The sequence below is a fragment of the Janthinobacterium sp. FW305-128 genome, from assembly GCF_020858135.1.
Classification (GTDB): Bacteria; Pseudomonadota; Gammaproteobacteria; order Burkholderiales; family Burkholderiaceae_D; genus Janthinobacterium.
The window spans coordinates 216,728-242,494 of record NZ_JACYMK010000013.1 but is presented as its reverse complement, the minus strand read 5'-3'; the positions used below and the strand labels follow the sequence as shown (position 1 = coordinate 242,494).

Genomic DNA, 25,767 nt, shown 5'->3' with positions numbered 1-25,767 from the left:
CAGGACCGTGAAACAACTTTGCGCCGATGATAGTGCTGCAACCAGTGTGAAAGTAGGTTATCGTCAGGCTTGTTATACGCAGTAAGAGAAAAACCCGTCAAGCAATTGGCGGGTTTTTTTTCGTCTGTGCTTTTGTGCCGGTGGCTGTCGGCTTACGCTGCGCTAAGCCGACCTACGCCGGCCTGCGCCGATCCGCCGATCTACGGTCAGTGTGAGGGGAGGGGGCTGACCCCTGCTGTTCAGCAGGCGAAAAAAAAAAGCAGCGCTGCGCGCTGCCTTTCTGTCTTTGTGTCCCTTTTATTGGCCGGCAACCACCGGCACCGCTCCGCTCCTGGCCACCCACTCGATCAGCGCATCGACGGCGGCGCGGCCATTGCCATTGCCCACCAAGTCGCTATTGATCATGGCGACCACCACGCACTGTTGATTATTCGCATCGGGCACGTAACCGGCGATGGCCACCACATTCTTTAATGTCCCCGTCTTGATGCGGGCCCGCGCGGCGGCCGGGCTGTTCAGCAGGCGCTTGCGCATGGTGCCGTCCAGCGCCACGATGGGCAGGCTGGATTGGAACTCGGGCGCCCACGGGCTTTGCTGCATCGCCTGCAGCACGCCGGCCATTTGCGCTGGCGCAATGCGTCCCGTGCGCGACAAGCCGGAACCGTTGTCGACCAGCATGCCCTGGGTATCGATATGGTGCCGCTGAAACCATTCCTGGATCACTTGCCGTGCCCGGCTGGCCGTGTCTTCCGGCGCAGCCATGGCGACGGGGCGGCTGCCCAGCCAGCCATCGCTTTGCAAGCTGCCCAAGCTGAGGAACAGGGTGCGGGCCAGGGTGTTGTCGGAGGTCTTGTTGATATCGCGCAAAACTTCCGGCAGGGCGCGCGCCACGTGGTCGGCCAGCATGCGCGTGCCGACCGGTTCGGCCGTCGGCGGCAAGCCCGTCAACGGCGCTTCGCGCACGGTGCCCGTGATCGTGCCGCCCAGGCGTTTCCAGGTGGCACGGAACAAGCGGTCCGCATAATCGTTGCGATCAAGCACATTGATGCTGGTGGCCTTGCTGCAATTTTGCGGGAAAGTACCGTGCAGTATCACTTGCAGTTTGCCGTTGGCATCGCGCCGGTATTCTGGCGGACGCCAGCCGTCTTCCCATCGCGCGCAACTGCCCTTGACCAGTTTCATGTCGCTCGTGATGCTGACGTTCTCGAGCGCCGGCTGCATCAAGATGCTCAATTGCCGGTCCGTCGAGTTCATATTGATATCGAGCAAATTGGTGTTCAATAACAAGGCATCGGGGATGACGTTGTAGCGGAACTCGGCCGACTCGTCGAACGGCGGCGCGCCGATGTCGGGCCGGGCCGGCTGGAACAGCTGGCGGTCCAGGATCAGGTCGCCCTTGATTTTCACGATGCCCTGGTTGCGCAGGGTTTGCAGCATGTGCGCCAGCACGTCCGCGTTGAAATCCGTGTCGGCGCCGCCGCGCAGGATCAGGTCGCCCTTCAGCACGCCATTGATGACGTCGGCGCTGGTGCGCAGCTCCGTGCGGCCGCGGAAGATGGGGCCCAGCTGTTCCAGGCCCACGGCCGTCGTCACCAGCTTCATGGTGGATGCGGGCTGCATGCTGCGCTCGGCCCCATGCGACAGCACGGTGGTGTTGCCGCGCAAGACGATGGCGCCCATGGCGTCTTCGGGGATATTCGCGCTGCGCAATAGCAGGCTGACGGATTCGGGCAATTGCGCCTGGGCATTCGACAAGCCGATGCCAGCCAGCAAGGCGGCGATGAGGATGGGACGAAACATGGCGCTCCTTAATGGAAAAAGACGTAGGCGACGAAGACAGCCGTGACCACGCCAGCCAGATCGGCGATCAGGCCGGCCGTAATGGCATAGCGCGTCTTGCGGATGCCCACCGAGCCGAAGTACAGGGCCACGATATAGAAGGTGGTGTCGGCCGAGCCCTGGAAGACGCAGGCCAGGCGGCCGACGAAGGAGTCGACGCCGTAGGTATTCATGGCGTCGATCATCATGGCTTTCGAGCCGGAACCGCTGAGCGGCTTCATCATGGCCGTCGGCAGGGCGGGCACGAAGTCCGTATTGATGCCCAGGTTGGCGAAGAACCAGTTCATGCCGCTCATCAGGAAATTGAACACGCCCGCGTTGCGGATGACGCTGATGGCCACCAGCATGCCGACCAGATAGGGAATCACGGTGATCGAGGTCTGGATGCCGCCTTTCGCCCCTTCGATGAAGGCGTCATACACGTTCACCTTCTTGCGCAGGGCGCCGATGATGAAGATGGCAATGACGCTGATCAACACCAGGTTGCTGACCACTTTCGAGACCAGCTCGATTTCCTGCTTCGTCAGGTACTGCGTGAAATACCAGATCATGGCGACGATGGCGCTCGTCATGCCGCCCATCCAGCCCAGCACAACCCTGTTGAGCAAGTTGATGCGCTGCTTGATGGATACCGTGATGATGCCGACCATGGTGGCGACATAGGTGGCGATCATGCACGGGATAAAGATGTCGGACGGATCGGCCGCGCCGAGGATGGAGCGCTGCGCCATGATGGCCAGCGGAATCAGGGTCAGGCCCGAGGTGTGCAGCACCAAAAACATGATTTGCGCATTCGTCGCCTCTTCCTTGTTCGGGTTCAAGGTTTGCAGGCTTTCCATGGCCTTTAAACCGAACGGCGTGGCCGCATTGTCCAGGCCCAGCAGGTTGGCCGAGAAATTCATCACCATGTGGCCCGTCGCCGGATGGTCTTTCGGAATTTCCGGGAAGATGCGCGAAAAGAACGGCGCGATGACTTTTGCCAGCCAGCCGACGATGCCCGCCTTTTCACCGATGTTCATGATGCCGAGCCACAAGGTCATCACGCCCGCCAGCGGCAGGGCGATGTCCATCACGCCCATGCGCGCCGTTTCGAACGTGCCGTCGATGATGCGCTTGAAGATATCGGTATCGCCGAGAAACAGCCACTGCAGCACTGCGGCCAGGAAGCCAACGAGGAAAAAGCCGGACCAGATGTAATTAAGTGCCATATGCGATCAGTTCTGTATTTCGGAGAGGTGAAAAGGTGCTGCAAGCAAAGTATAGAGGCAGCCCGATACGAGTTGATGAAAGAATGCAGCAATCGCATGCCAAAAAGTTATAAGCTGGCAGCCTGTTTTCATTGGCGCCCCGTAGCTTGCCCGCGTAGTGTGGGGGATGCCTGTCGCTTACCGCTGTTCCTTACCCTTGTCTGCACTGGATCACTGATGATGTTTTTACGCAAAACCGCCTGCGCCGCCGGCCTGGCCCTGTTGACGCTGTTTACCGCGCCCGCCGAGGCCGCCACCGATGCCCGCGCGAACAAGACCCTGCACTTGTTTTTGAGCACCAGCGAGACGGGCCTGGACCCGGCCGTGGCATCCGACCTGGCCAGCCTGAATTTGATGGAAAACATTTTTGACCCCTTGCTGCGCTACGACTACCTGGCGCGCCCGGTACAGCTGCAGGGCAATACGGCGCGCGGCTTGCCGACCGTGGAAGACGGCGGCCGCATGTATACCTTTCACTTGCAGCCGGGTATTTTCTTCACCCCCGATCCCGCTTTCAAGGGCCAGCCGCGCGAAGTGACGGCGCAGGATTATGTGTACAGCCTGACGCGGCTGTATGACCCCAGCCTGAAGTCGCCGTGGCTGTTCTTGCTGGAAGACAAGCTAGTCGGCGACGCGGCCCTGAAAGCCAAATTCAGCTACGACACGCCGATCGCCGGCTTGCAGGCGCTGGACAAATACACCTTGCGCATCCGCCTGAACGCCATCGACCCGAACTTCCTGTTTTACCTGGCCATGCCGGCGACCGCCGTGGTGGCGCGCGAAGTGGCTGAAGCGTACCCGGCGGCAGGGCAGATCGGCAACCATCCCGTGGGCACGGGACCGTTCCTGGTGAAGGAATGGAAGCGCAGCGACAAGATCGTGCTGCAAGCCAATCCGACTTTCCGTCCTGCCGTGTTCCATACGGAAACCAAGGTGCTGGCCGCCTTGCCGGCCGACGCGCGCGCCATCGCCACGGCGCTGGAAGGCAGGCAATTACCGCTGGTCGAACGCATCGAGGTGCGCATCGTCGAGGAATATCAATCGCGCATGCTGGGATTCCTGAAAGGCGAATTCGATTACCTGGAGCAAGTGCCGGAATCGATGACGGACATGGTGCTGGAAAACGGCGCCTTGAAACCGGCATTGGCTGCCAAGGGTTTGCAGCTGACGCGCTTTCCCGTGCTGCAGACGTATTACATGTGGATGAATATGGACGATCCCGTGCTGGGCGGCATGAGCAAGGACAAGCTGGCCCTGCGGCGCGCCATCGCCCTCAGCTACAACAGCCGCGAAGACATCGCGTTATTAAAGAAAGGCCTGGCCTTGCCGGCGCAGTCGCCGCTGCCGCCCAACGTGCTCGGTTACGACAAGCATTACCGCAGCCCCGTCGGCTACGATCCGGCGCTGGCGCGCGCCCTGCTGGAGCGCTTCGGCTACAAGGCGGGGCCCGACGGTTTCCGCACGCAGCCCGACGGCACGCCCTTGATCCTCACCATGCACACGGAGCCGAGCACGGTGGGCCGGCTGCGCGATGAATTGTGGCGGCGCAACCTGAACGCCATCGGCCTGCGCGTGGAGTTTAAAAGCGACAAGAAGACGGAAATCATCAAGGCGTCGCGCCTGGGCAAGGTGCAGATGTTCGAGACCAATTGGATCGCCGACTTCCCCGATGGTGATAACTTTATGCAATTGTTGTATGGCGGCAACGTCGGCCGCGCCAACTATGCCCGCTTCAATCTGCCCGATTACAATAAACGCTATGAGGAGGCGCGCCTGCTATCCGATACGCCGCGCCGACGCAGTCTGTACTTCGACCTGTTTCAGCTGATCCACGCTTACACGCCGTGGGTGCTGCTGACGCATCCCATCTCTGCCGACCTGCAGCAACCGTGGCTAAAAAACTACAGGCGTCACCCCGTGGAATTCACGTCCTGGCGCTATCTGGACGTGGATAAAACCAAGGGCCGCCCCGCAGGCAAGTGACCACGTCGCTGAAAAGGGCATTCATTCCAAAAAGTTATGGTTAGGAAAGCATTTTTCATTGGCTGGGCCCGGACGCATCGCGCTACTCTGAAAATGAAAACAAATAAAGTAAAGCGCTGGCGTCATAAAAAAATGTACCGCGAGACAGACGCCGCGACCTTACAAAACAGCCTGGACTTGAGAACTCAAGTTTCGATTGCCCAACAAGGAGAGACCAGTGAAATTGAAGAAACTAGCGCAGTTGGTGGCATTGATGGGGGTGGTGGGGCCGGTGATGGCACAGGAAGCGGCGGAGCCAGCAATGCAACGGGTCGAAGTGACGGGCAGCAGCATCAAGCGCGTGGCCAAGGAAGGCGCGCTGCCGGTGCAAGTCATCACCTTTGACCAGATGGAAAAGCAGGGCATCACGACGGCCGAGCAACTGGTGCGCACCCTGTCGGCGAATGGCACAGGTGCCGAAAACATGACTTCGGGCAATAACGTGTTTGGCGCCGACGCCGACCGTCTTGCCGGTGGCGCCTCGTTCGCCTCGCTGCGCGGGCTGGGACCGGGCGCGACTTTGGTACTGCTGAATGGCCGCCGCGTGGCCACGCACGGTGCCAGTGGCCGTGCCGTCGACTTGAATTCCATTCCGCTGGGCGCAATTTCTCGTGTGGAAATCCTCAAGGATGGCGCCTCGGCCATCTACGGCACGGACGCCATCGGCGGCGTGATCAATTTCATTCTGAAAACCAATTACAGCGGCGTGGAAGCGTCCGTTTCCACCAACGATACGCAGGCAGGCGGCGGCGCCACGCGCCGCGCCTCGCTCCTGGCCGGCACGGGTTCGCTGGAAGAAGACCGCTACAACATCATGGCCAGCCTGACCGTCGATAAAGCGCAACAGCTCAATGGCCGTGACCGCTCCTTCGTCAACGGCTACCAGCCGGGCCGTGGCCTGTCGCCCGACACCACGGGCACGCCATTCGCCAACCAGATGTCGGGGCCGGGCACGGCACTGCAAATCCCCAATCCTGATCCGACAAAACCAGGGACGTTTATTGGCGGTTACACCTTGCCTGGCGACCCGACGGTGTATCTGCAAGCCAATCCCCTGAGCTTCCAGGGCAAGTGCGACAGCATCGCCGGCATGTCGCAGTATCAGACGGCACTGTGGAAAGACGTGACCTCACCGCGCAGCACCACGCATTCGTGTGCGTATGATTACGGCGCCGACTATGTGCTGCAATTTCCCGTCGAGCGGGCTAATTTCCTGTCGCGTGGAACTGTCCAACTGGCGCCCGACCACCGCATGTTTGTAGAAGTGCTCGGTTCGCGCACCAAGGCCACGGCGATCCTGACGCCGATGCAGGTGCAGACGAGCATCGCCAACAAGGCCGTGTATCCGGTGGGCGGCGCGTATTACCAGGATTTATCGGCCTATATTCCCACGTTCGACAATACCAAGCCGATTGCCTACAAATGGCGCGCCAATGAGATCGGTAACCGCACGCAGGAAAACACCACCGACAATGCGCGCGTGCTGCTGGGTTTTGAAGGCAACTTCGGCAAGTGGGATTACAAGACCGGCGTTTCCTACGCACAGAGTACCACCAAGACCAAGCTGACAGATGGCTATTCCTACATGGACAAGTTATATGCGGCCTTGGGGACAGGGATCATCAATCCATGGGTGGGCGCCGGCCAGAGCCAGACGGAAGCGGCCAGGCAATTGATCGAATCGACCAAGTTCCGTGGCGACTTCCAGCATGGCAAGACGACCCTGACGCAGATCGACGGTTCCGTATCCGGCGAGCTGTTCCAACTGCCGGCTGGCGCCGTGGCGATGGCCGCCGGCTTTGATTTACGCCGCGAGGGCTACAGTTTTGGACAGGATGTCGATGCCAACCTGATTCTATTGGCGCCAGGAAATGCCGCCTTGAAGGATGTCAGTCGCAACGTCAAGGCCGTGTATGCCGAGTTGCTGGTACCCATCATGAAAGACCTGGAAATGCAGCTGGCCGTGCGTCGTGACGATTACAGCCAAGTGGGCGCCACCACGAATCCCAAGGTTGCCTTGCGTTACCAACCGGCCGAGTTCGTCCTGTTCCGCGCCTCGGCCAGCAAGGGATTCCTGGCGCCGAGTTTCGACCAGCTCTATTCAGGTGTATTGACGCAGGAATTGCCGAATGGTGTGAAAGATCCGGAAGGCTGTATCAAGCATCCCGGCGTGACCGAATACTGTTCCATTCCCCGCCTCATTTACACGACGGGCGGCAACCTGAACCTGAAGCCGGAGACGTCGAAGCAGGGCAGCGTCGGTATCGTCATCGAACCGGTGAAGGGTTACTCCGCCTCGTTCGATTACTGGGCCATCAATACCCAGGACCAGCTCCTGAAACGCACGCCGCAAGTCGTGCTGGCCAATTACCAGGCGCTGAACCAGTACATCTTCCGCAAACCCGATGGCACCATCGATTACGTGCAGGCGGGCTGGTTCAATGCGGGTGGCAGCCGCGTGCGCGGCCTGGACGTGAGCTTGCGCGGCGAAGGCAAGGTCCAGGACGCGAAATGGACTGCAACCCTGGACGGCACGTATATGGACAGCTTCAAGTTTGCCGAATACAAGGGGCAAGAATACAAGGAGCTGGTTGGCAACTTCTACACGCGTGATTTGTACTTGCGCTGGAAACACAATGCCAGCTTCAGCGTATCGCGCGGCGACTGGAGCGGTTTGCTCGTGCAGAGTTTTGCTTCCGGCTACAAGGACCAGGTACCGAATGATGGCAAGGGGACGCCGCCACCAGGTTTCAAATCCGATGTGTCCAGTTACACCACGTACAGCTTGTCGGGCACGTACACGGGCTTCAAAAATACCACCATCACAGTGGGTATCCAGAACTTGTTCGACCGCGACCCGCCATTCACTGCGCACAACGTGGATGACGTGGTGGGCGCCGGCTGGGACCCGCGCGTGGCCGACCCGCGCGGCCGCTCGCTGTCGTTCCAGCTGAAGTACAAGTTCATGTAAGGCGGTCATGCCGGCGGCGATCCCGTCGGCATGCTAACCTCGTGCGGCGGCGCCTGGCGTCGCCGTTTTTATTCCAGGAAAGGGCCGCATGTCCAGTCAGACCAATCTCAGCCGGCGCCGCTTCGGCGGCTTGCTGGCCGCCACTCTCGGGGCGGCAGGTACACCGGCATGGGCGGCGGCCGCGCAAGGGAAGGGCAAACGCATGCAACAGCCACACGCATTGATCAAACCGGCGCGCTTGCGCGACGGCGACCTGGTGGCCATCATCGCGCCGGGTGGTTTTACGGATGAGGAATCCATCGCCAAGGCCCAGCGCAATATCGAATCGCTGGGACTGCGCGCCAGTCTGGGCGCTAACATCCGCGCCGTGCACGGCAACTATGCGGGCACGGTGCTGCAGCGCCTCGACGATCTGCACGCGGCGTTCGCCGATCCCGAGGTCAAGGCGATCTGGGCCATCCGTGGCGGCTCCGGCTGCATTTCGCTGCTGGCGCTGCTCGATTACGCCTTGATCCAGCGCAATCCGAAAGTGCTGATCGGCTATTCCGACATCACGGCCCTGCATCTGGCCATCGCCAGCCAGACGGGCCTGGTGACTTTCCACGGGCCCGTGGCTTCGTCCACGTTTTCCGACTACACGGTGACGCAGCTGCGCAATGTGCTGATGACGCCGCAAGACAGCTATACGATCCCGATGGCGCTGGACAACCACCGCCGCGCGCAGACGCAGCCGAACTTCGCCATCCGCACCGTGCACGGCGGTCAAGCGACAGGACGCTTGACGGGCGGCAACCTGTGCATGGTCAGCGCGCTGGCCGGCACGCCGTATGCGGCCGATTTCCGCGAGCATATCTTGTTCCTCGAAGAAATCAATGAAGTGCCGTACCGCATCGACCGCATGCTGTGCCAGCTCGACCTGTCCATCGGTTTCAAGCACGCGGCGGCCTTGATGCTGGGCATCTTCGAGCATTGCGAGGCGGCCGAGGGCGATACGGCGCTGACCCTCGATGCCACCCTGGACCAGCATTTGCAGCCTTTGCGCGTGCCGGCCGTCAGCGGCTACTCGTTTGGCCACATCCGCCACCAGTTCACGCTACCGATGGGCATATTGGCCACCCTGGATGCGGACCGGCAAACCTTGACCTTGCTGGAGCCGGCCGTCTGCTAGCGTACGGTGCAGCGGGGCGATTGTCAGTATGCTAGTGTGATCAGGCGTGGCACGAGGCCGCGCCGCCTTCTACACCGTTTCCGCCATGATCAACCGCCACGCCAGTACCTACATCCTCAGCCACCCGCTGGCCTTCGCGCTGCAGGTGCTCAAGGGTTTCCGCGCCAACCAGGGCTTGCTGCTGGCGGGCGCCGTCGCGTATTACTCGCTGCTGTCCATCGTGCCCCTGCTGATGCTGGTGGTGGTGGCCCTGTCGCACGTGATCGCGCAGGATGAATTGCTGCAGACAATCGGCCACTACCTGGAATGGCTGGTGCCGGGGCAATCGAAGGCCATCGTGGGCGAGATCGCGCATTTTCTCGACAACCGGGGCGTGATCGGCTGGCTGTTGCTGCTGACCATGCTCTTTTTCAGCTCGCTGGCGTTTACCGTGCTGGAAAACGCCATGAGCGTGATCTTTGTCCACCGCGTCGCCATCCGCCGCCGCCATTTCCTCATTTCCGCCGTGCTGCCGTACTGCTACATCCTGTGCCTGGGCGTGGGTATCTTGCTCATCACGTTGGTGGCGGGCGGCTTGCAGGTGATGGGCGAGGAAAGCGTGCGCTTTTTGCGTCATGACTGGGGCCTGGAAGGCGTGTCCGGCGTGCTGCTGTATCTGCTGGGGCTGGGTGGCGAAATCCTCGTGCTAAGCTCGATTTACCTGGTCATGCCGGTGGGAAGATTGTCGATCACACATGCGCTGATCGGCGGCGTGACGGCGGCCCTGCTGTGGGAAATCGCCCGCCATGTGCTGGTCTGGTATTTTTCCACCTTGTCGCAGGTCAATGTCGTGTACGGCTCGATGACGACGGCCATCGTCGTCATGTTCAGCCTGGAAATCGGCGCCACCCTGCTGCTGCTGGGCGCGCAAGTGATTTCCGAGTACGAAAGAGTGGCCCGTGGCGGCGAAGAAGACAAGCCGCTGGCGCTAAGGACTTGAATTAACGTATGGCTTCAATTCATTGTTGCATTGCACAAAAAGCTGTGCTATACTCCGTTCAGTGATTGAGATTTGGCAACAAATTATCTCACCATCCAGTTTCAGCGCGGCGACCGACAGGTGTAATGTCGATGGCGTGACAGTGCGAAGAAATGGATTTTGTAATTCCGGATACGATGGTCGATTTTACACTTGGAGTCACCATGCAGATAGCATGGGAGTCCGAAAATCAGGAGGCACTTTGCAGATAGCACTGGCGTCCATGACACGATTAAAGCATTGGTAATACATTGGAACAAGCCCGCGTTTTAGCGGGCTTTTTTTCGTCCATCGTTGGCGTATGGGGTCAGACCCACAACAACGCTAACGCAAAGCTCCGCGCCAACGCATATGGGGGGTCTGACCCCAGCTTTTGCCTGGGGTTTACAGCGCCCGCGCAATCAAAATCTTCTGGATATCGCTGGTGCCCTCGTAAATCTGGCATACGCGTACGTCGCGGTAGATGCGCTCGACGGGGAAATCGGACACATAACCGTAGCCGCCGTGCACCTGGATGGCGTCCGAGCACACTTTTTCCGCCATTTCCGACGCAAACAGCTTGGCCATGGCCGCTTCCTTCAGGCAGGGCAAGCCCGCATCCTTCATCGCTGCCGCGTGGCGGATCAGCTGGCGCGCCGCTTCGATCTGCGTGGCCATGTCGGCCAGGCGGAATTGCACGGCCTGGTGTTCATAGATGGGTTTGCCGAAGCTTTCGCGCTCGCGTGCGTACTGCAAGGCTGCTTCATACGCGGCGCGCGCCATGCCCACGGCTTGCGAAGCGATGCCGATGCGTCCCCCTTCCAGGCCGGACAGGGCGATCTTGTAGCCTTGTCCCTCTTCGCCGATCAGGTTTTCCGCCGGGATGCGGCAGTTCTCGAACAGGATTTGCGCCGTGTCCGACGAATGCTGGCCCATCTTCTGTTCCAGTCCCGCCACGATGTAGCCGGGCGTGTTCGTCGGCACCCAGAAGGCGCTAATGCCGCGCTTGCCGGCCGCCTTGTCGGTGACGGCCATGACGATGGCCACGTCCGCATACTTGCCGCTGGTAATGAACTGCTTCGTGCCGTTGATGACGTAGTCATTGCCGTCGAGGGTGGCCGTCGTGCGCAGGGCGGAGGCGTCGCTGCCCGTGTGCGGTTCCGTCAGGCAAAACGCCCCCAGCATCGTGCCTTGCGCCAGCGGACGCAGCCACTGTTCCTTTTGCGCATCATTGGCATACATCATGGCGATGCTGCACACGGGGCAATTGTTGACGGAAATGATGGTCGACGTGCCGCCATCGCCGGCGGCGATTTCTTCCAGCACCAGGGCCAAGGACACGTAGTCAAGGCCGGCGCCACCGAGCGCTTCCGGCACGGCCACGCCAAAGGCGCCCAGCGCGGCCAGTTCCTGCAATTCTTCTTTCGGGAAATGATGTTCCTTGTCCCAGCGGGCCGCGTTGGGTGCCAGGCGCTCGCGCGAAAAGCTGCGCAGCGCTTCCTGGATCATCGATTGTTCTTCATTGAGTATCATGGGACGTCGTCTCGTTTGTTTTTATGGTGTGTGGGGGAACTACCAGGCGATGGGCTTGCCGTCGTAGTTGCGGAACACGGCCTTGTCCGTGGCCGGCAGGCTGGCCAGGGTGGCGCGCATGCCGGCGGCGCTTTCTTCCGGTGAAATATCCGCGCCGGCACCGCCCATGTCCGTGCGCACCCAGCCCGGGTGGAAAGCGACGCAGCTGACGCCTTGCGGGCCATGCACGAGGGACGTGTCGATCAGCACGGAATTCAAGGCGGCCTTGCTGGCGCGGTACAGCGAACCGCTGGGGTTGCCCCGCTCGCTCAGGGAGCCCATGTGAGAGGACAGCACGGCCAGCTTGCCCTTGGCGTTAGCCACCAGCGGCGCCAATATCGGCAGCAGCCGCATGGCCGCCAGCACGTTGGTGTGCATGACGAGGTCAAAATCGGCTTGCGCAGGAAACCCGTCGTGGCGGGGGCCATACACGCCCGCGTTGAGGATGGCCACGTCGAGTTTTTCATCGTCGAGCTTCCAGCCCAGGCCGGCACAGCCTTCCACATCCGTCACGTCGAGCTGGTGCGCTTCCGCACCCAGTTGCTTGAGGGCCTCGCAAGCGTCCGGCGTGCGCGCCGTGGCGATCACACGCCAGCCATCGTGGCGGTATTGACGGACGATTTCGTGGCCGATGCCGCGCGAGGCGCCGATGATCAATGCGGTTGGCATATGTTTTCTCCCTGAAAATAAAATGAAAGGCGCGCACCGTGAACCGCGGTGCGCGCCCGTGCTCAGGAACAGCTTATACCAGTTCGATCGCCATTGCCGTCGCTTCGCCGCCGCCGATGCACAGGGCTGCCACGCCGCGCTTGCCGCCGGTTTTTTTCAGGGCGCCCAGCAGGGTGACGATGATGCGCGCGCCCGAGGCACCGATCGGGTGGCCCAGCGCGCAGGCGCCGCCGTGGATGTTGATTTTGCTGTGCGGAATGTCGAGGTCGTGCATGGCGGCCATCGGCACGGCGGCGAACGCTTCATTGATCTCGAACAAGTCGACATTGCTGCTGCTCCAGCCCGTTTTGGCGTAGAGTTTTTTCACCGCGCCGATGGGGGCCGTGGTGAACTCGTTCGGCGCCTGCGCATGCGTGGCGTGGCCGTGGATTTTCGCGAGGATGGTGCAGCCCAGTTTTTTCGCCGTCGATTCGCGCATCAGCACGAGGGCTGCCGCGCCATCGTTGATCGACGACGACGAGGCGGCCGTGATGGTGCCATCCTTCTTGAAGGCCGCCTTCAGGGTCGGGATTTTTTCCAGGCGGGCTTTTTGCGGGCCTTCATCGATGCTGACGACGGTGTCGCCGCCGCGGCCGGAAACGGTCACGGGCACGATTTCCCACTCGAAACTGCCATCCTTGGTAGCGGCCTGCGCGCGTTTCACGGATTCGATGGCAAACGCATCCTGCGCTTCGCGCGTGAACTGGTACTGGCTCGCGCACTCTTCGGCAAACGTGCCCATCGAGCGGGCATTGCCCTTTTCATCGCGGCTGTAGGCGTCTTCCAGGCCATCCATCATCATGTGGTCATAGATCATGCCGTGGCCGATGCGGTAGCCGCCGCGCGCTTTCGGCACGAGATAGGGGGCGTTGGTCATCGATTCCATGCCGCCCGCCACCACCACGTCGGCGCTGCCGGCGAGCAAGGTGTCGTGCGCGAACATGGTCGTCTGCATGGCCGAGCCGCACATTTTCGACAGGGTCACGGCGCCCGTGGAATCGGGCAAGCCCGCCTTGCGCAAGGCCTGGCGCGCGGGCGCCTGGCCCTGGCCAGCCATCAGGCAATTGCCGAAAAACACGTGTTCAACGGCATCCGGCGCCACGCCAGCCCGCTCGACGGCGGCGCGGATGGCCACGGCGCCCAGGTCGCTGGCGGTGACGTTGGCAAAGTCGCCCTGGAAGGCGCCCATGGGGGTGCGCGCGGCACCGACGATTACGACTGGATCATTCATGTTGGATCTCCGGTTGAGGGGTGGGAAGGTGACTGCATACAAAAACGCAGGTGCTGCGGATACGGGAAGACGTCCTCGATATGGCCGTCTTCGATGCGCTGCTTGCGCGCCTGCCAGTAGGCGGCCGTCAGCAGGTCGGCATGGTGCTGTATGAAATATTTACGGATACGGGGATTGCCCAGCAGGAAGGTGCCGAATTGTTCGGGAAACACATCGTGCTTGCCGATGGGATACCACGGTTCGGCCGACATTTCTTCCTCCTCCGTGCGGGCTTGCGGGATGACGCGGAACTGGCAATCGGTGATGTACTCGATTTCATCGTAATCGTAAAAAACGACACGCTGATGACGGGTCACGCCAAAATTTTTATACAGCATGTCGCCAGGAAAAATATTCGCCGCCACCAGTTCCTTGATGGCGTTGCCATACTCGACGATGGCGTGTTCGACCAGGTCATCGCGGCCTTCCTTCTCGGCATTGCTCAGCCACATGTTCAGCGGCACCATGCGCCGCTCGATGTACAGGTGGCGGATGATGATCTGCTCGTGGTCTTCCTCGATCAGCGAGGGGGCGAACTGTTTCAGTTCGGCCAGCAGTTCCGCGGCAAAGCGGGCGCGGGGAAAGGCCACATTGGAATACTCGAGCGTGTCGGCCATGCGGCCCACGCGGTCGTGGTGTTTCACCAGTAAATACTTTTGCTGGACTTGCGCGCGCGTGGTTTCCTTGGGAGGAGGAAAGAAATCCTTGATCACCTTGAAGACATACGGAAACGAAGGCAGGGCAAACACCAGCATCACCAGGCCGCGAATGCCGGGCGCGCTTTCGAAGTGGTCCGACGAGTGTTTTAAATGCTGCAGGTAGTCGCGGTAAAACAAGGTCTTGCCCTGCTTTTGCAAGCCCAGTATCGTATAAATCTCACTGCGAGGCTTGCGCGGGAGCAAACTTCGGAGAAATTGTACGTAGGCGGACGGTACTTCCATATCCACCAGGAAGTAGGCGCGCGTAAACGAAAACAGCACGGCGATCTGCTGCTGCTCGAACAGCACCGTGTCGAGCACCAGCTTGCCGTGGCGGTTGTGCAGGATGGGCACGACGAACGGGTATTCGCGGTTGCCGTTGATGGCCTTGCCGACCAGGTAGGCGCCCTTGTTGCGGTAGAACAAACTGGTCAGGACCTGGAGCTGGTGGTTCGGCTCCAGCCGGTCGCTGCCGAACAGCTGCTGCAGGCGCGCTTCCACCTGGGCTACATCGCGCTCCAGGTTGGCAAATGCGCAGTCCAGCTGGAAGTTGTTCACCATGCGCTGCAAGGTGTGGCGCAAGCCGTCCTGGCCCGGGTAATACACGCGGTAGGTGGGTGCGGGGTCTTGCGTTTCGATGTATTCCGTGGAAACGACGGGGCGCACGAAAATATAGTCGTTATTGAAATACGTGCGGTGCAGGATGTTGCAGCAGACGGAATTGAAGAAGGTTTCCGCCAGTTCCGGCTGCTTGTGTTCCGTCAGCATGCCGATGTAGTGCAGCTTGAGTTCTCGCCACACTTCGTCGCTCAACTCCGACTCTTCGTATTCATCTTCAAGCATCTGCACGCATTCCTGCACGCGCTTGTCATAGAAGTCGATGCGTTCGCGGGCCGCCGTCTGCGCCGCGCTCCAGGCACCTTGCTCGAAATACCGCTTGGCTTGCTGGCTCGTTGCGCGGAACAGGCGGTAATGCTTGTCGAAGCCGTCGCGGATGGTGCGCGCGATATCGAATGCAATCTGGGAAGAGAGCAATTTGGGGAAGGCAATGTGCGTCATAGCTGTGCTCGCATGAATGGCTCCTCACCCAGTCGATCGCCGCGCGCCCGTGCTTACTTGGTTTCCGCAAACAGTTCGCGGCCTATCAGCATGCGGCGGATTTCGCTGGTCCCGGCGCCGATTTCGTACAGCTTGGCATCGCGCCACAGGCGGCCGGCCGGATACTCGTTGATGTAGCCGTTGCCGCCCAGTGCCTGGATCGCTTCGCCCGCCATCCAGGTCGCCTTTTCCGCACTATACAGAATGGCGCCGGCCGCATCCTTGCGCAACTGGCGCACGGCTTCCGGCGTGGTGGCGCGGTCGCAAGCCTGGCCCACGGCGTAGACATAGGCCTTGCACGCCATCATGGTCGAATACATATCGGCCAGCTTACCTTGCATCAACTGGAATTCGCCGATGGGCTGGCCGAATTGCTTGCGGTCATGCACGTAGGGCACGACCAGGTCCATGCAGGCCTGCATGATGCCCAGCGGGCCGCCGGACAGCACGGTGCGCTCGAAATCGAGGCCCGACATCAGCACGTTGACGCCCTTGCCCAAGCCGCCGAGCACGTTTTCGGCCGGTACTTCGCAATCCTGGAATACCAGTTCGCCCGTGTGCGAGCCGCGCATGCCCAGCTTGTCGAGCTTTTGCGCGATGGAAAAGCCCTTGAAATTCTTTTCGATCAGGAAAGCCGTCATGCCGCGCGGACCCGCTTCCAGGTCGTTCTTCGCGTACACCACCAGCACGTCCGCGTCGGGACCGTTGGTGATCCACATCTTGGTGCCGTTCAAGACCCAGCGGTCGCCCTTGAAGTCGGCGCGCAGCTTCATGCTGACGACGTCCGAACCCGCGTTCGGTTCCGACATGGCCAGCGCGCCGATGTGTTCGCCCGTGATCAGTTTCGGCAGGTACTTCGCCTTTTGCTCGGCCGTGCCGTTGCGCTTGATCTGGTTCACGCACAGGTTCGAGTGGGCGCCGTAGGACAGGCCGACGGAGGCCGAGGCGCGCGAGATCTCTTCCATGGCGATGATGTGCGCCAGGTAACCCATGCCGGCGCCGCCGTATTCTTCGCTGACGGTTATGCCGAGCAAGCCCATGTCGCCCATCTTGCGCCACAGGTCCATGGGGAACTGGTCGGTGCGGTCGATCTCGGCCGCGCGCGGCGCGATTTCGGCGGCGGCAAATTGTTGGATCGCTTCGCGCAGGGAGGCGATGTCGTCGCCGTGGTCAAAGGTCAAGCCTGGGAGATGGAGCATGTCGTCCTCGTCGTCGTTATAAGTGTGGCGGTCATGGGTGCCGGGTCAGTGAAGCTATGATACTCAGTTGTGACGTTTACGTAAACGTAAAGTGGCGCACGCGGCAGGTGTGCGCCGCTTGCCTTGCTAGCTTGTTTGCGCCTTATCAAGGTTCAAGTCCGCCAGCATGCGCGCGCACGCGTCTTCATGCGCGCTGATTTCCGCCAGCGCCATTTCGATATCGATGCGTTGCTGCTCCAGGGTCTGCCGGTGCTGCGCCAGCACGCCCAGGAAGCGGTCCATCTGCGCGCGCGTGTCCTTCGGCGACTCGTACATGTCGACCAGGCTCTTGATCTCCGACAAGGCCAGGCCCAGGCGCTTGCCGCGCAGGGTCAGTTTCAGGCGGGTGCGGTCGCGCGGCGTGTAGACGCGGCTACGGCCGCCTGCGCCTTCGCGTTTCGGGCTGAGCAAGCCCTGGTCTTCATAGAAACGGATGGCGCGCGCCGTGATGTCGAATTCCCGCGCCAGTTCGGTAATGGTATAGGTCGTCATGGGTGCGGGCGGTGTCGGTTGCATGGGTGGTCGGTCGTCAGATGGGATGCGGCGAGACAGGTGGTGGCAAAGTGCCGTTTACGTCAACGTCAATACTATTGTAGCGTGCCCTGCCCGTGCTGCAACAAAGAAAAAAGAAGGCGTAAAGGGAGAATTTGGCGAATCAGACAACAATTACTGAAAATAAATTGATTCTTCTTGCAAAAACGCGCTTAAGATCGAGAGTTGGTGGCCAAGATGACACCAAAAAGAGCTTTCCTGGCATAACGGCGACATTCTTTTCGCTGCGATGGCAGTAAAATTTTTTAGGTGCAGATTCTTTCCAGTAGGCACGATCAAAAAACAACGTTTCACTATGAACACGTTGTTCATGTCGTTTCCATATTGGAAACAAAATGGCCCTTCTGAAAACTTTGTCTACAAGAAATTGTATGACATGGGCATTGCATGTATCGGTAGAGGAGGGCATTATCCGATACCGTACGTTGTAATGCCAAACCGAGGCTTTGAATCGTGCTGCAGTGCGAAAATCAAGGCTAGCCGCGAATTTGACCCGAAGCCACGCAGAATCGCAAGAGAAAATTCGGCCCACTTTTTGACCTGAAAAGCCCGGCCGGAGTGTTAATTGTTAATTGATACTCTTTTCAAATGTAACAATCTGTATGGTCATTCAAGAAACTGACTTTCATGTTACAACATGAAATAGTACACCTATGAATTCTTCTAACGAACGCGAAAGCTTCAGCCAGCGACTTCAGTTGGCTCTCAAAAACGCCCATTACTCTCCAGACAGCCCGACCAGACTGGCCCGGGAGTTCAACATCCGTTTCGATGGACGCCCGATTACTGTGCATGCAGCTAGGAAATGGTTAGTAGGTGAAGCAATTCCCACGCAAGAAAAATTGCGCATGATTGCCCAATGGTTGGGCGTTCCCGCGGAATGGTTGCGTTTTGGCGGTCCGGAAAGCGCCACGCCGAATGGCGAAGCGGGCAGCGCTTTATCGCGCTTTGAGTCCGCTGATGTGAAATTAATTGCCGATTTGCAAAGATTAGATGAACATCATCGTCAAATCGCGCGAGAATTTATTCGCATGCTGGTGAGAGTCAACTACCAAAAGTAAGCATTCAGGCCCTCCCCGGCCGGCGCCGTCCACCTTACGCTGACGGCGCTCCCCCTGTCCTTTTATTTGCGCAAGGTCATACTGGAGACATGATTTTGCCGCACAATAAGACCTCGCATGTTGCGCTGCAGCGGAATTATTTGACAATAATCCCGTACGCAGCGGCGCAGCGGCCAATACCAGCGCATAATCACATCAGAAGCAGCCAGTTCATCCACTACGGAGCCGAGCATTTGAGCCGTCTTATGAAAAGTAACTACAGCAATACCGCGCAGCTGAAGGACTTGATGACCGTGCCCCCCATGACTGCCGCGCAACATGCGGAAGTGATGCGCAAACGGATCGCCCACCGCAGGATGGTTGAAGAAGCCAGGGATTTGAAGCAGGCCAGTGCTCATCAGTTCGACAAGCGCTGAGTGGTGGATGCCTGACCAAAGCTACTGCGCGTCGGCATAGGTAGTCTGCGATGCTCACCGTGCTTCAGCACGGTTGCGCTTCTCGACCACCTCTTCCTTCCGCTCGCTACGCTTTTGTCAGGCATCGTGATGCCAGTTAATTCGTGACGCCAACTAGAGGATAGGGGTGTCGCCAGCGGACTTCAAACCATTCCACCGCGGTGCCAGGGCGTGCTCGATGCCGAGCAGGTCGATGACCCTCGCGACCGTATGGTCGACCATCTCCGCAATGCTGTGCGGGTGGTGATAAAAGCTCGGTAAGGGCGGGAAGATGATGCCGCCCATTTCGGTCACGGCCGTCATATTGCGCAGGTGCGCCAGGTTGAACGGCGTTTCGCGCACCATCAGGATCAGGCGCCGGCGCTCCTTGAGCACCACATCGGCGGCCCGCGTGATCAGATTATCCGACAAGCCGTGCGCGACGGCCGCCAGGGTCTTCATCGAGCACGGCGCGACGACCATGCCATCCGATTGAAACGAGCCGCTGGCGATCGACGCGCCGATGTCGCGCAGCTTGTGCACGACGTGCGCCTGCGCTTCGACGTCCTTGCGTCCCACGCCCGTTTCCTGGTGCAGGGTCAAAACAGCGGCATCGGACAGGACCAGATGCGTCTCGACGCCGGGGATGGCGCCGAGCAATTGCAGCAGCCGCAAGCCATACACGGCACCCGTGGCGCCCGTGATGGCCACGACGACACGGCGCGGCCGCTGCGTTTGGCTATCAGGCATCCAGCAGGGACTTCAGTTCGCCCGATTCAAACATTTCATTCATGATATCGGAACCACCGATGAACTCGCCTTTGACATACAGCTGCGGAATGGTCGGCCAGTTCGAGTAATCCTTGATGCCCTGGCGAACTTCCGGGTCATCCAGCACGTTGACGGTAGCGATGTTTTCCACGCCGCACGCTTTCAGGATCTGGATGGCGCGGCCGGAAAAGCCGCACTGCGGGAACTGGGCCGTGCCCTTCATGAACAGCACGACTGGCGTGTTCGTCACGGTTTCTTTGATCCAGGTTTGTACGTCGCTCATAGCTGCCTCTGATGGGTAAATAAATAGATGCCGTCATTTTATAAGAAAACGACGGCACGGGTATGCGCTCAAGTCATAAATCGGGCAAGTCAGCCACGTTGACACTTATAAGGTCTTGCCCAGGCAGGTCGATTGTGCCGCGCCCACGTATTTGCCCCAGGCAAGGACCGGCGCATAGCCGTGCCTGGCATAAAACGCCACCGCGCGGGCATTCGCCACGCGGGTGGACAGGTGCAGGGCCTGGTAGCCATGTGCACGCGCCTGCGCCTCCACATGGGCCAGCAGGGCCGCGCCCACGCCCAGGCCACCTTGGCCGGGGCGCGCATACATGCGCTTGAGTTCGCCTATGGCGCTGTCCGCTTTGCCCAGCGGGCGCAGGGCGGCGCAGCCCAGCAGTCCTCCAGCCGCATCGCGGGCCAGGTAAAAGCCGCCGCGCAAGGTTGCCGCTTCGACATCGAAGGAAGAGCGGCCGCTGTCGCCGTTGATGCGCAGCAGCGCGTCCGACAATGCGTCGAGCAGCAGCTGGGCATCCGGGCTGGCGGCGTCCACCGCCAGGATGACGAGGTCATGCCCGGCGGCCATGGACTTAACCGCGCAGCTTGGCGAAGGCGGCGGCCATGCTGCCGGCCGGCTCGGGCGCGTTGCGCGACTGCGACTGGTGCTGCGCCATGCTGCGGCGGTCGTTGCGGTCGCCACGCTGCTCGGGCTTGCTGCCCGCTTGCGGCGCACTGTCCGTCAGGCGCATGGTCAGCGCGATGCGCTTGCGTTTCTCGTCGACTTCCAGCACTTTCACGCGCACCACTTGCCCGGCTTTCACCACCGTGTGCGGGTCTTTCACAAACGTGTTCGACAGGGCCGAGATGTGCACGAGGCCGTCCTGGTGCACGCCGATATCGACAAAGGCGCCAAAGGCGGCCACGTTGGTGACCACGCCTTCGAGAATCATGTCCGGGCGCAAGTCGCGGATTTCTTCCACGCCTTCCTTGAAGGTGGCGGTGGTAAATTCCGGACGCGGGTCGCGGCCCGGCTTTTCCAGTTCCTTCAGAATGTCGGAAATGGTCGGCACGCCGAAGGTTTCATCCGCGTATTTTGCGGGGCTGAGGGTTTTCAACAAGGCGGTCTCACCGATGACGGCCTTGATATCCTTCTTGATGTCCGCCAGAATCTTTTCCACCAGCGGATACGATTCCGGGTGGACGGCCGAGGCGTCCAGCGGGTTCTCTCCGCCCATCACGCGCAGGAAGCCGGCCGCCTGTTCGTAGGTCTTGTCGCCCAGGCGCGGCACCGCCTTCAAGGCCGCGCGCGAGGTGAACGCGCCCTTCATGTCGCGGTAGGTGACGATGCTTTGCGCCACGCTGGCCGACAGGCCGGATACGCGCGCCAGCAGGGGCGCCGACGCCGTGTTGACGTCCACGCCCACGGCGTTCACGCAATCTTCCACCACGGCATCGAGCGAGCGAGCCAGCTGGCTTTGACTCACGTCATGCTGGTACTGGCCCACGCCGATCGATTTCGGGTCAATCTTGACCAGCTCGGCCAGTGGGTCTTGCAAGCGGCGCGCGATCGAGACGGCGCCGCGCAACGACACATCCATGTCCGGCAATTCCTTCGAGGCGAATTCGGACGCCGAATACACCGACGCGCCCGCTTCCGAGACGACGATCTTCGTCATCTTCGCTTCCGGGTGCTGCTTGATCAAATCCTGCGCCAGTTTATCGGTCTCGCGCGAGGCGGTGCCGTTGCCAATCGAAATCAAGGACACATTGTGCTTGGCAGCAAGACGGCCCAGGGTATGCAGCGAACCGTCCCAGTCGTTCTTCGGCTGGTGTGGATAGATCACGGCCGTGTCGACGACCTTGCCGGTGGCATCGACCACGGCGACCTTGACGCCCGTGCGCAGGCCAGGATCGAGGCCCATGGTGGCGCGCTGGCCGGCCGGCGCGGCCAGCAGCAGCGCTTTCAGATTGGTGGCGAAGACGTTGATCGCGTCGAGTTCCGAGCGTTCGCGCAGCGCGCCCATCAGTTCAGTTTCCAGGTGCATGAAGCTTTTCACGCGCCAGGTCCAGCGCGCCGTGTCTGCCAGCCATTTGTCGGCCGGGCGGCCTTGCTGCTTGATGCCGAAGCGGGCGGCGATGCGGCCTTCGCACGGATTGTGCGGCGCATCCCATTTCGGTTTTTCCGCTTCTGTGTCCAGGCGCAGGGTGACGTCGAGGATGCCTTCGCGGCGGCCGCGCAGCAGCGCCAGCGCGCGGTGCGATGGCACGGTGGAAATGGTTTCCGAGTAATCGAAATAATCGGCGAATTTTTCGCCTTCGTCCTGCTTGCCTTCCACCACTTTCGACTCGACGATGCCGTGTTCCTGCACGTATTCGCGCAAGGTTTGCAGCAGGGTCGCGTCTTCGGCGAAGCGCTCCATCAGAATCTGGCGCGCGCCGTCGAGGGCCGCTTTGGTGTCGGCCACGCCCGGGTTGTTGCCGTCGGCACTAGTAAACGCGTCGCGCAGGAACTTGCCCGCTTCCATTTCCGGCGTCAGTTCCGGGTTTTCCAGCAAGCCGTCGGCCAGCGGCATCAGGCCCGCTTCGATGGCGATCTGCGCCTTCGTGCGGCGCTTCTGCTTGTATGGCAAATACAGGTCTTCCAGGCGTGTCTTGTCTTCCGCGTGCATGACGGCGTCGAGCAGCTCGGGCGTCATCTTGTTCTGTTCCGTGATCGAGGCCACGATGGCGGCGCGCCGCTCTTCCAGCTCGCGCAGGTAGCGCAGGCGCTCTTCGAGCAGGCGCAGCTGGATATCGTCGAGGCCGCCGGTCGCTTCCTTGCGGTAACGGGCGATGAAGGGCACGGTAGCGCCTTCGTCGAGCAGTTCGATGGCGGCGGCAACCTGCACCGGTTTGGCGGCAAGTTCAAGGGCAAGGCGTTGTTCGATAGTGGGCAGCATGGTTGTTTCCAGAGCGATCAAGCCTGGAATGATACGCAATCGGCGCGATTGCGCAATCTTGACAGCGCAAATGGACTGTGCGTTGACAAGCGCTTCAACGGGCCGGCAGCAGCGGGCTGGCGGGCGCGGGAGCCGGCGGCCTCTGCGGCGTGACGGACTTGCCAAAGGCATTGCCCATGCGGTGTTCGAGGGCGGCGCGGTTGTACAGGCCCAGTTGGTTCGACGGACGCTGCATGATCGCTTCGGCGCCGGACAGGGCGGGCGGCGGCCGGTTCATGGTGTTGCTATTCGGCAATAATTTTTCATTCAGGCAAGACATCGATGGCGCGCGCTGGCCGTTCGCTTCCACTTCCACGCAGCCCTTTGGCGGCGCGGCGGCCTTCACGACGACGGTGTGCTCGTCCGCCTGCGCGGGCAGGGCGGCGCAGGCCAACAGCAACAGTGATAACAGGCGTGCCATGGCGGCTCCCGGAGCGGTGAATAAGCGTCCAGCATAGCAAGGTCATGTGTCGCGGCGATGACACAGAGCGGGACGCGGGCTGGCGCCATGTCATGCAGTTGTCATTTTATGAAGCTACCATCCTGCCATTCTGCAGACAACATTGCAGTCAAGACACTTCATGAGCAGGATTTTTCGTTGCGTCCCCTGGAAAATGACACTAAGCCACCGCCGCGCCGCAAGGGGCAATGCCCTGTCCGCCTGCTTGCTGATGACATTGATGACATTGATGACATTCGCGCGGCCCGCTGCCGGTGCGGATGGCGCTGATGCCGGCGCGCACTCTACCCTGCGCTTCGACTTGCCCGCCCAGCCGCTCGACGCGGCCCTGGTGGCGTTTGGCGAAGTGACCGGGTATTCCGTGCTCGTCAGCAGCCAGCTGGCGGCCGGCAGAGTGGCAGCGCCCGTGCGCGGCGACTACACGCCGGCCGAAGCGCTGCAGCGCCTGCTGGCCGGCACGCAACTGGGCGCGCGCTTTAGCGGCAGCAATGCGTTTACCTTGCTGGCGCTGGCCGACGCCCCGGCAGCGCCGGCGCCCTTGCCGGCCCAGGCCGCTCCTGCCGCGCCACCGCTGCAAGGCTATGCGGTCATCCTGCAGCGTTCGCTCACGCGCGCCCTGTGCCGCTTGCATCCGGACGCCTTCGGCCGCTACCGCCTGGCCTTCCAGTTGTGGCTCGACGAGCGGGGCAAGGTGCGCGCCGTGCACGTGCTGGAAGCGAGCGGTGTGGAACAGCGCGACAACGCCGTAGTGCAGCGTCTGCGCAGCCTGCTGATGGACGGCGCGCCACCGGCGGGCTTGCCGCAGCCGCTGACGATTTTACTGACGCCGCGGCCCGACCCAGCTGCCGATTGTGCGCCCTACCTGCCGGCCGGAGCGACTTGAGCATGTCGGACTTGCTGAAAGCCACCTTGCGCAAGCTGTTCCTGGAACGCTATGGACAGTTTCGCCGCCACCTGCAGCGCCGCCTGGGCTCGGAAGACCTGGCCAACGACGCGCTGCATGAAACATATTTAAGAGTGGAAAAGATGACCGCGCCCGAAGCGATCAGCTATCCGTCCGCGTATCTGATGCGCATCGCCATCAACATTGCGGAAGATCAACGCCGTGACAATGCGCGCCTGCTCAGCCTTCCCGATATCGACAACTTGTACGAGATGGCCGACGAGCTGGCCGACCCGGCCCGCACCTTCAGCGCGCGCGCCGAACTGGAAGAACTGGAACGGGCCTTGCAGGAGTTGCCGAAACGCCGGCGCGCCATCGTCATCGCCGCCCGCGTCGATCAGTTGCCGCACCGCGACATCGCCGAGCGCTTCGGCATTTCCGCCCGCACGGTGGAGAAGGAATTGCGCGCCGGCCTCGAACATTGCTGCGAGCGCATGGGACGCGATTTCATCCAGCGCTTCGGTCCCGGCGCGGGAAAAACGTCTAAACATCATGATTGAACAAGCGGAAGACGACATGGGTGTCATCCAGAAGGAAGCGCAGGCATGGGTCGTGCGCCTGGCCTCGGGCCAGGTCAGCGAACGCGATGCGCAAGTGTTTCGCCACTGGTGCGCGCGCAGCCGCAGGCATGCCAACGCGTTTGCCGAGGCGCGCGCCGTGTGGGGCGCCATGGCGCCGGCCGCGCATGCCGTCAAGCGGGCGCAGGCGCCGGTGAATACGGCGCGGCGCGCCTGGCTGGGCGCCGGCGTGGCCGCCTCGCTGGGCTTGCTGGCGCTGCGCCCGCCGACGGACCTGTGGCCGGCCGTGGCGGGCCTGGCCGCCGACTACGCCACGGGCACGGGCGAGCAGCGCGAAGTGGCGCTCGATGGCGGCGTGCTGGTGCAGATGAATACGCAGACGCGCCTCGACGCGGCGCCCGTGCAGGACGGCGCCGCATCGCTGGTGCTGCTGGCGGGCGAGGCGGAATTCCAGGCCGGCCTGCGCGGCGCGGCGCGGGTGCGCGTGCAGGCGGGCGACGGCAGCGTGTCGGCCGGCAGCGCGCGCTTCAATATCCGCCTGTTCGGCCAGGAAGTGTGCGTGACGTGCCTGGCGGGCCGCTTGCGCGTGGCGCAGGCCGGCCACGATGCGGAGCTGGCGGCGGGCCAGCAGCTGCGCTACCGGCCCGAGCATTTCGGTATTGCCCGCGCGGTGGCCAAGAGCGACGTCAGCGCGTGGCGCCACCGGCTGCTGGTTTTTAAACAAAGCACCCTGGCCGAGGTGGTGGACGAGGTGAACCGCTACCGTCCCGGCAAGCTGATCCTCAATGGCGACGCCTTGAAACAGACGCGCGTGCAAGCGAGCTTTTCGCTCGACCGCCTCGACGATGTGATCGCCCTGATCCAGGATGCGTATGGCGCGCGCGTGACGCGGCTGCCGGGCGGCATCGTGCTGTTCGGCTGAACCCCGTCTTGGCGCGCCAAG

Annotated in this window: 22 protein-coding genes; 9 read left to right on the top strand and 13 right to left on the bottom strand. The window is 61.3% G+C overall.

The features are described 5' to 3' along the window. Positions 1–297: 297 nt before the first annotated feature. Complete coding sequence (gene dacB, locus IGS60_RS24995) at positions 298–1,800, bottom strand: D-alanyl-D-alanine carboxypeptidase/D-alanyl-D-alanine-endopeptidase (RefSeq protein ID WP_230506505.1); 1,503 nt, start codon at positions 1,798–1,800, stop codon at positions 298–300. Positions 1,801–1,808: 8 nt separating this feature from the next. Beyond that, the gene (locus tag IGS60_RS24990; protein ID WP_070221728.1) at positions 1,809–3,047 is read right to left on the bottom strand and encodes a nucleoside recognition domain-containing protein; all 1,239 of its coding nucleotides are present in this window, start codon (positions 3,045–3,047) and stop codon (positions 1,809–1,811) included. Between the two features lie 216 nt (positions 3,048–3,263). On the opposite strand from IGS60_RS24990, the gene IGS60_RS24985 reads away from it, so the two are divergent. The 4 genes from IGS60_RS24985 to IGS60_RS24970 all read left to right on the top strand — a co-directional run bounded on the left by IGS60_RS24985 (position 3,264) and on the right by IGS60_RS24970 (position 10,226). Continuing rightward, complete coding sequence (locus IGS60_RS24985) at positions 3,264–5,069, top strand: ABC transporter substrate-binding protein (protein WP_230506504.1); 1,806 nt, start codon at positions 3,264–3,266, stop codon at positions 5,067–5,069. Between the two features lie 217 nt (positions 5,070–5,286). After that, on the top strand, positions 5,287–8,079 hold the full coding sequence (locus tag IGS60_RS24980) for a TonB-dependent receptor (protein WP_230506503.1): 2,793 nt from the start codon (positions 5,287–5,289) through the stop codon (positions 8,077–8,079). A gap of 88 nt (positions 8,080–8,167) precedes the next feature. Beyond that, complete coding sequence (locus tag IGS60_RS24975; protein WP_230506502.1) at positions 8,168–9,247, top strand: LD-carboxypeptidase; 1,080 nt, start codon at positions 8,168–8,170, stop codon at positions 9,245–9,247. 85 nt (positions 9,248–9,332) lie between these two features. Continuing rightward, a complete protein-coding gene (locus tag IGS60_RS24970) occupies positions 9,333–10,226 on the top strand; it encodes a YihY/virulence factor BrkB family protein (RefSeq protein WP_070290360.1) in 894 nt (297 codons plus the stop codon). A gap of 423 nt (positions 10,227–10,649) precedes the next feature. Here the strand turns inward: IGS60_RS24970 and IGS60_RS24965 are convergent, their stop codons facing one another. From IGS60_RS24965 to IGS60_RS24940, 6 genes are all read right to left on the bottom strand, one after another. Next, positions 10,650–11,777: an acyl-CoA dehydrogenase family protein gene (locus IGS60_RS24965; RefSeq protein WP_230506501.1), complete on the bottom strand. Its 1,128-nt coding sequence runs from the start codon at positions 11,775–11,777 to the stop codon at positions 10,650–10,652. A gap of 39 nt (positions 11,778–11,816) precedes the next feature. Then, positions 11,817–12,485, bottom strand: coding sequence for an SDR family oxidoreductase (locus IGS60_RS24960; RefSeq protein ID WP_230506500.1), 669 nt, complete (start codon positions 12,483–12,485; stop codon positions 11,817–11,819). A 73-nt stretch (positions 12,486–12,558) separates the two neighbouring features. After that, positions 12,559–13,755 carry an acetyl-CoA C-acyltransferase gene (locus tag IGS60_RS24955; RefSeq protein WP_230506499.1) on the bottom strand — a complete coding sequence of 399 codons (1,197 nt, stop codon included), beginning with the start codon at positions 13,753–13,755 and terminating at the stop codon, positions 12,559–12,561. After that, a complete protein-coding gene (gene aceK / locus IGS60_RS24950; RefSeq protein WP_070221735.1) occupies positions 13,752–15,551 on the bottom strand; it encodes a bifunctional isocitrate dehydrogenase kinase/phosphatase in 1,800 nt (599 codons plus the stop codon). The genes IGS60_RS24955 and aceK overlap by 4 nt, the downstream gene beginning before the upstream one ends. A gap of 53 nt (positions 15,552–15,604) precedes the next feature. Further along, the gene (locus IGS60_RS24945; RefSeq protein ID WP_070260712.1) at positions 15,605–16,789 is read right to left on the bottom strand and encodes an isovaleryl-CoA dehydrogenase; all 1,185 of its coding nucleotides are present in this window, start codon (positions 16,787–16,789) and stop codon (positions 15,605–15,607) included. A 126-nt stretch (positions 16,790–16,915) separates the two neighbouring features. Next, entirely contained in the window at positions 16,916–17,320 is a 405-nt protein-coding gene (locus IGS60_RS24940) for a MerR family DNA-binding transcriptional regulator (protein ID WP_046683171.1), read from the bottom strand. 713 nt (positions 17,321–18,033) lie between these two features. On the opposite strand from IGS60_RS24940, the gene IGS60_RS24935 reads away from it, so the two are divergent. Together IGS60_RS24935 and IGS60_RS24930 are read left to right on the top strand one after the other, a co-directional pair. After that, positions 18,034–18,441: a hypothetical protein gene (locus tag IGS60_RS24935; RefSeq protein ID WP_034753756.1), complete on the top strand. Its 408-nt coding sequence runs from the start codon at positions 18,034–18,036 to the stop codon at positions 18,439–18,441. An 89-nt stretch (positions 18,442–18,530) separates the two neighbouring features. Next, the gene (locus IGS60_RS24930; protein WP_070221736.1) at positions 18,531–18,857 is read left to right on the top strand and encodes a hypothetical protein; all 327 of its coding nucleotides are present in this window, start codon (positions 18,531–18,533) and stop codon (positions 18,855–18,857) included. A gap of 153 nt (positions 18,858–19,010) precedes the next feature. Here IGS60_RS24930 and IGS60_RS24925 read toward each other — a convergent pair whose 3' ends face one another. The 5 genes from IGS60_RS24925 to IGS60_RS24905 form a co-directional block, all read right to left on the bottom strand. Then, entirely contained in the window at positions 19,011–19,625 is a 615-nt protein-coding gene (locus IGS60_RS24925) for a UbiX family flavin prenyltransferase (protein ID WP_230506498.1), read from the bottom strand. Beyond that, positions 19,618–19,929, bottom strand: a complete 312-nt coding sequence (gene grxD, locus IGS60_RS24920) for a Grx4 family monothiol glutaredoxin (RefSeq protein ID WP_034753766.1) — start codon at positions 19,927–19,929, stop codon at positions 19,618–19,620. Before grxD ends, IGS60_RS24925 begins: the two co-directional genes overlap by 8 nt. A gap of 105 nt (positions 19,930–20,034) precedes the next feature. Further along, the gene (locus IGS60_RS24915) at positions 20,035–20,511 is read right to left on the bottom strand and encodes a GNAT family N-acetyltransferase (protein ID WP_230506497.1); all 477 of its coding nucleotides are present in this window, start codon (positions 20,509–20,511) and stop codon (positions 20,035–20,037) included. Between the two features lie 4 nt (positions 20,512–20,515). Then, positions 20,516–22,864, bottom strand: coding sequence for a Tex family protein (locus IGS60_RS24910; protein WP_070221739.1), 2,349 nt, complete (start codon positions 22,862–22,864; stop codon positions 20,516–20,518). A gap of 94 nt (positions 22,865–22,958) precedes the next feature. Next, the gene (locus IGS60_RS24905; RefSeq protein WP_230506496.1) at positions 22,959–23,324 is read right to left on the bottom strand and encodes a hypothetical protein; all 366 of its coding nucleotides are present in this window, start codon (positions 23,322–23,324) and stop codon (positions 22,959–22,961) included. 259 nt (positions 23,325–23,583) lie between these two features. Between IGS60_RS24905 and IGS60_RS24900 the strand changes: the two genes are divergently transcribed. The 3 genes from IGS60_RS24900 to IGS60_RS24890 are packed head-to-tail and all read left to right on the top strand — an operon-like array spanning position 23,584 to position 25,746. Next, entirely contained in the window at positions 23,584–24,246 is a 663-nt protein-coding gene (locus tag IGS60_RS24900) for a secretin and TonB N-terminal domain-containing protein (RefSeq protein ID WP_230506495.1), read from the top strand. 2 nt (positions 24,247–24,248) lie between these two features. Next, the gene (locus tag IGS60_RS24895) at positions 24,249–24,806 is read left to right on the top strand and encodes an RNA polymerase sigma factor (protein WP_230506511.1); all 558 of its coding nucleotides are present in this window, start codon (positions 24,249–24,251) and stop codon (positions 24,804–24,806) included. Beyond that, entirely contained in the window at positions 24,799–25,746 is a 948-nt protein-coding gene (locus IGS60_RS24890; RefSeq protein ID WP_230506494.1) for a FecR domain-containing protein, read from the top strand. Before IGS60_RS24895 ends, IGS60_RS24890 begins: the two co-directional genes overlap by 8 nt. Positions 25,747–25,767 lie beyond the last annotated feature (21 nt).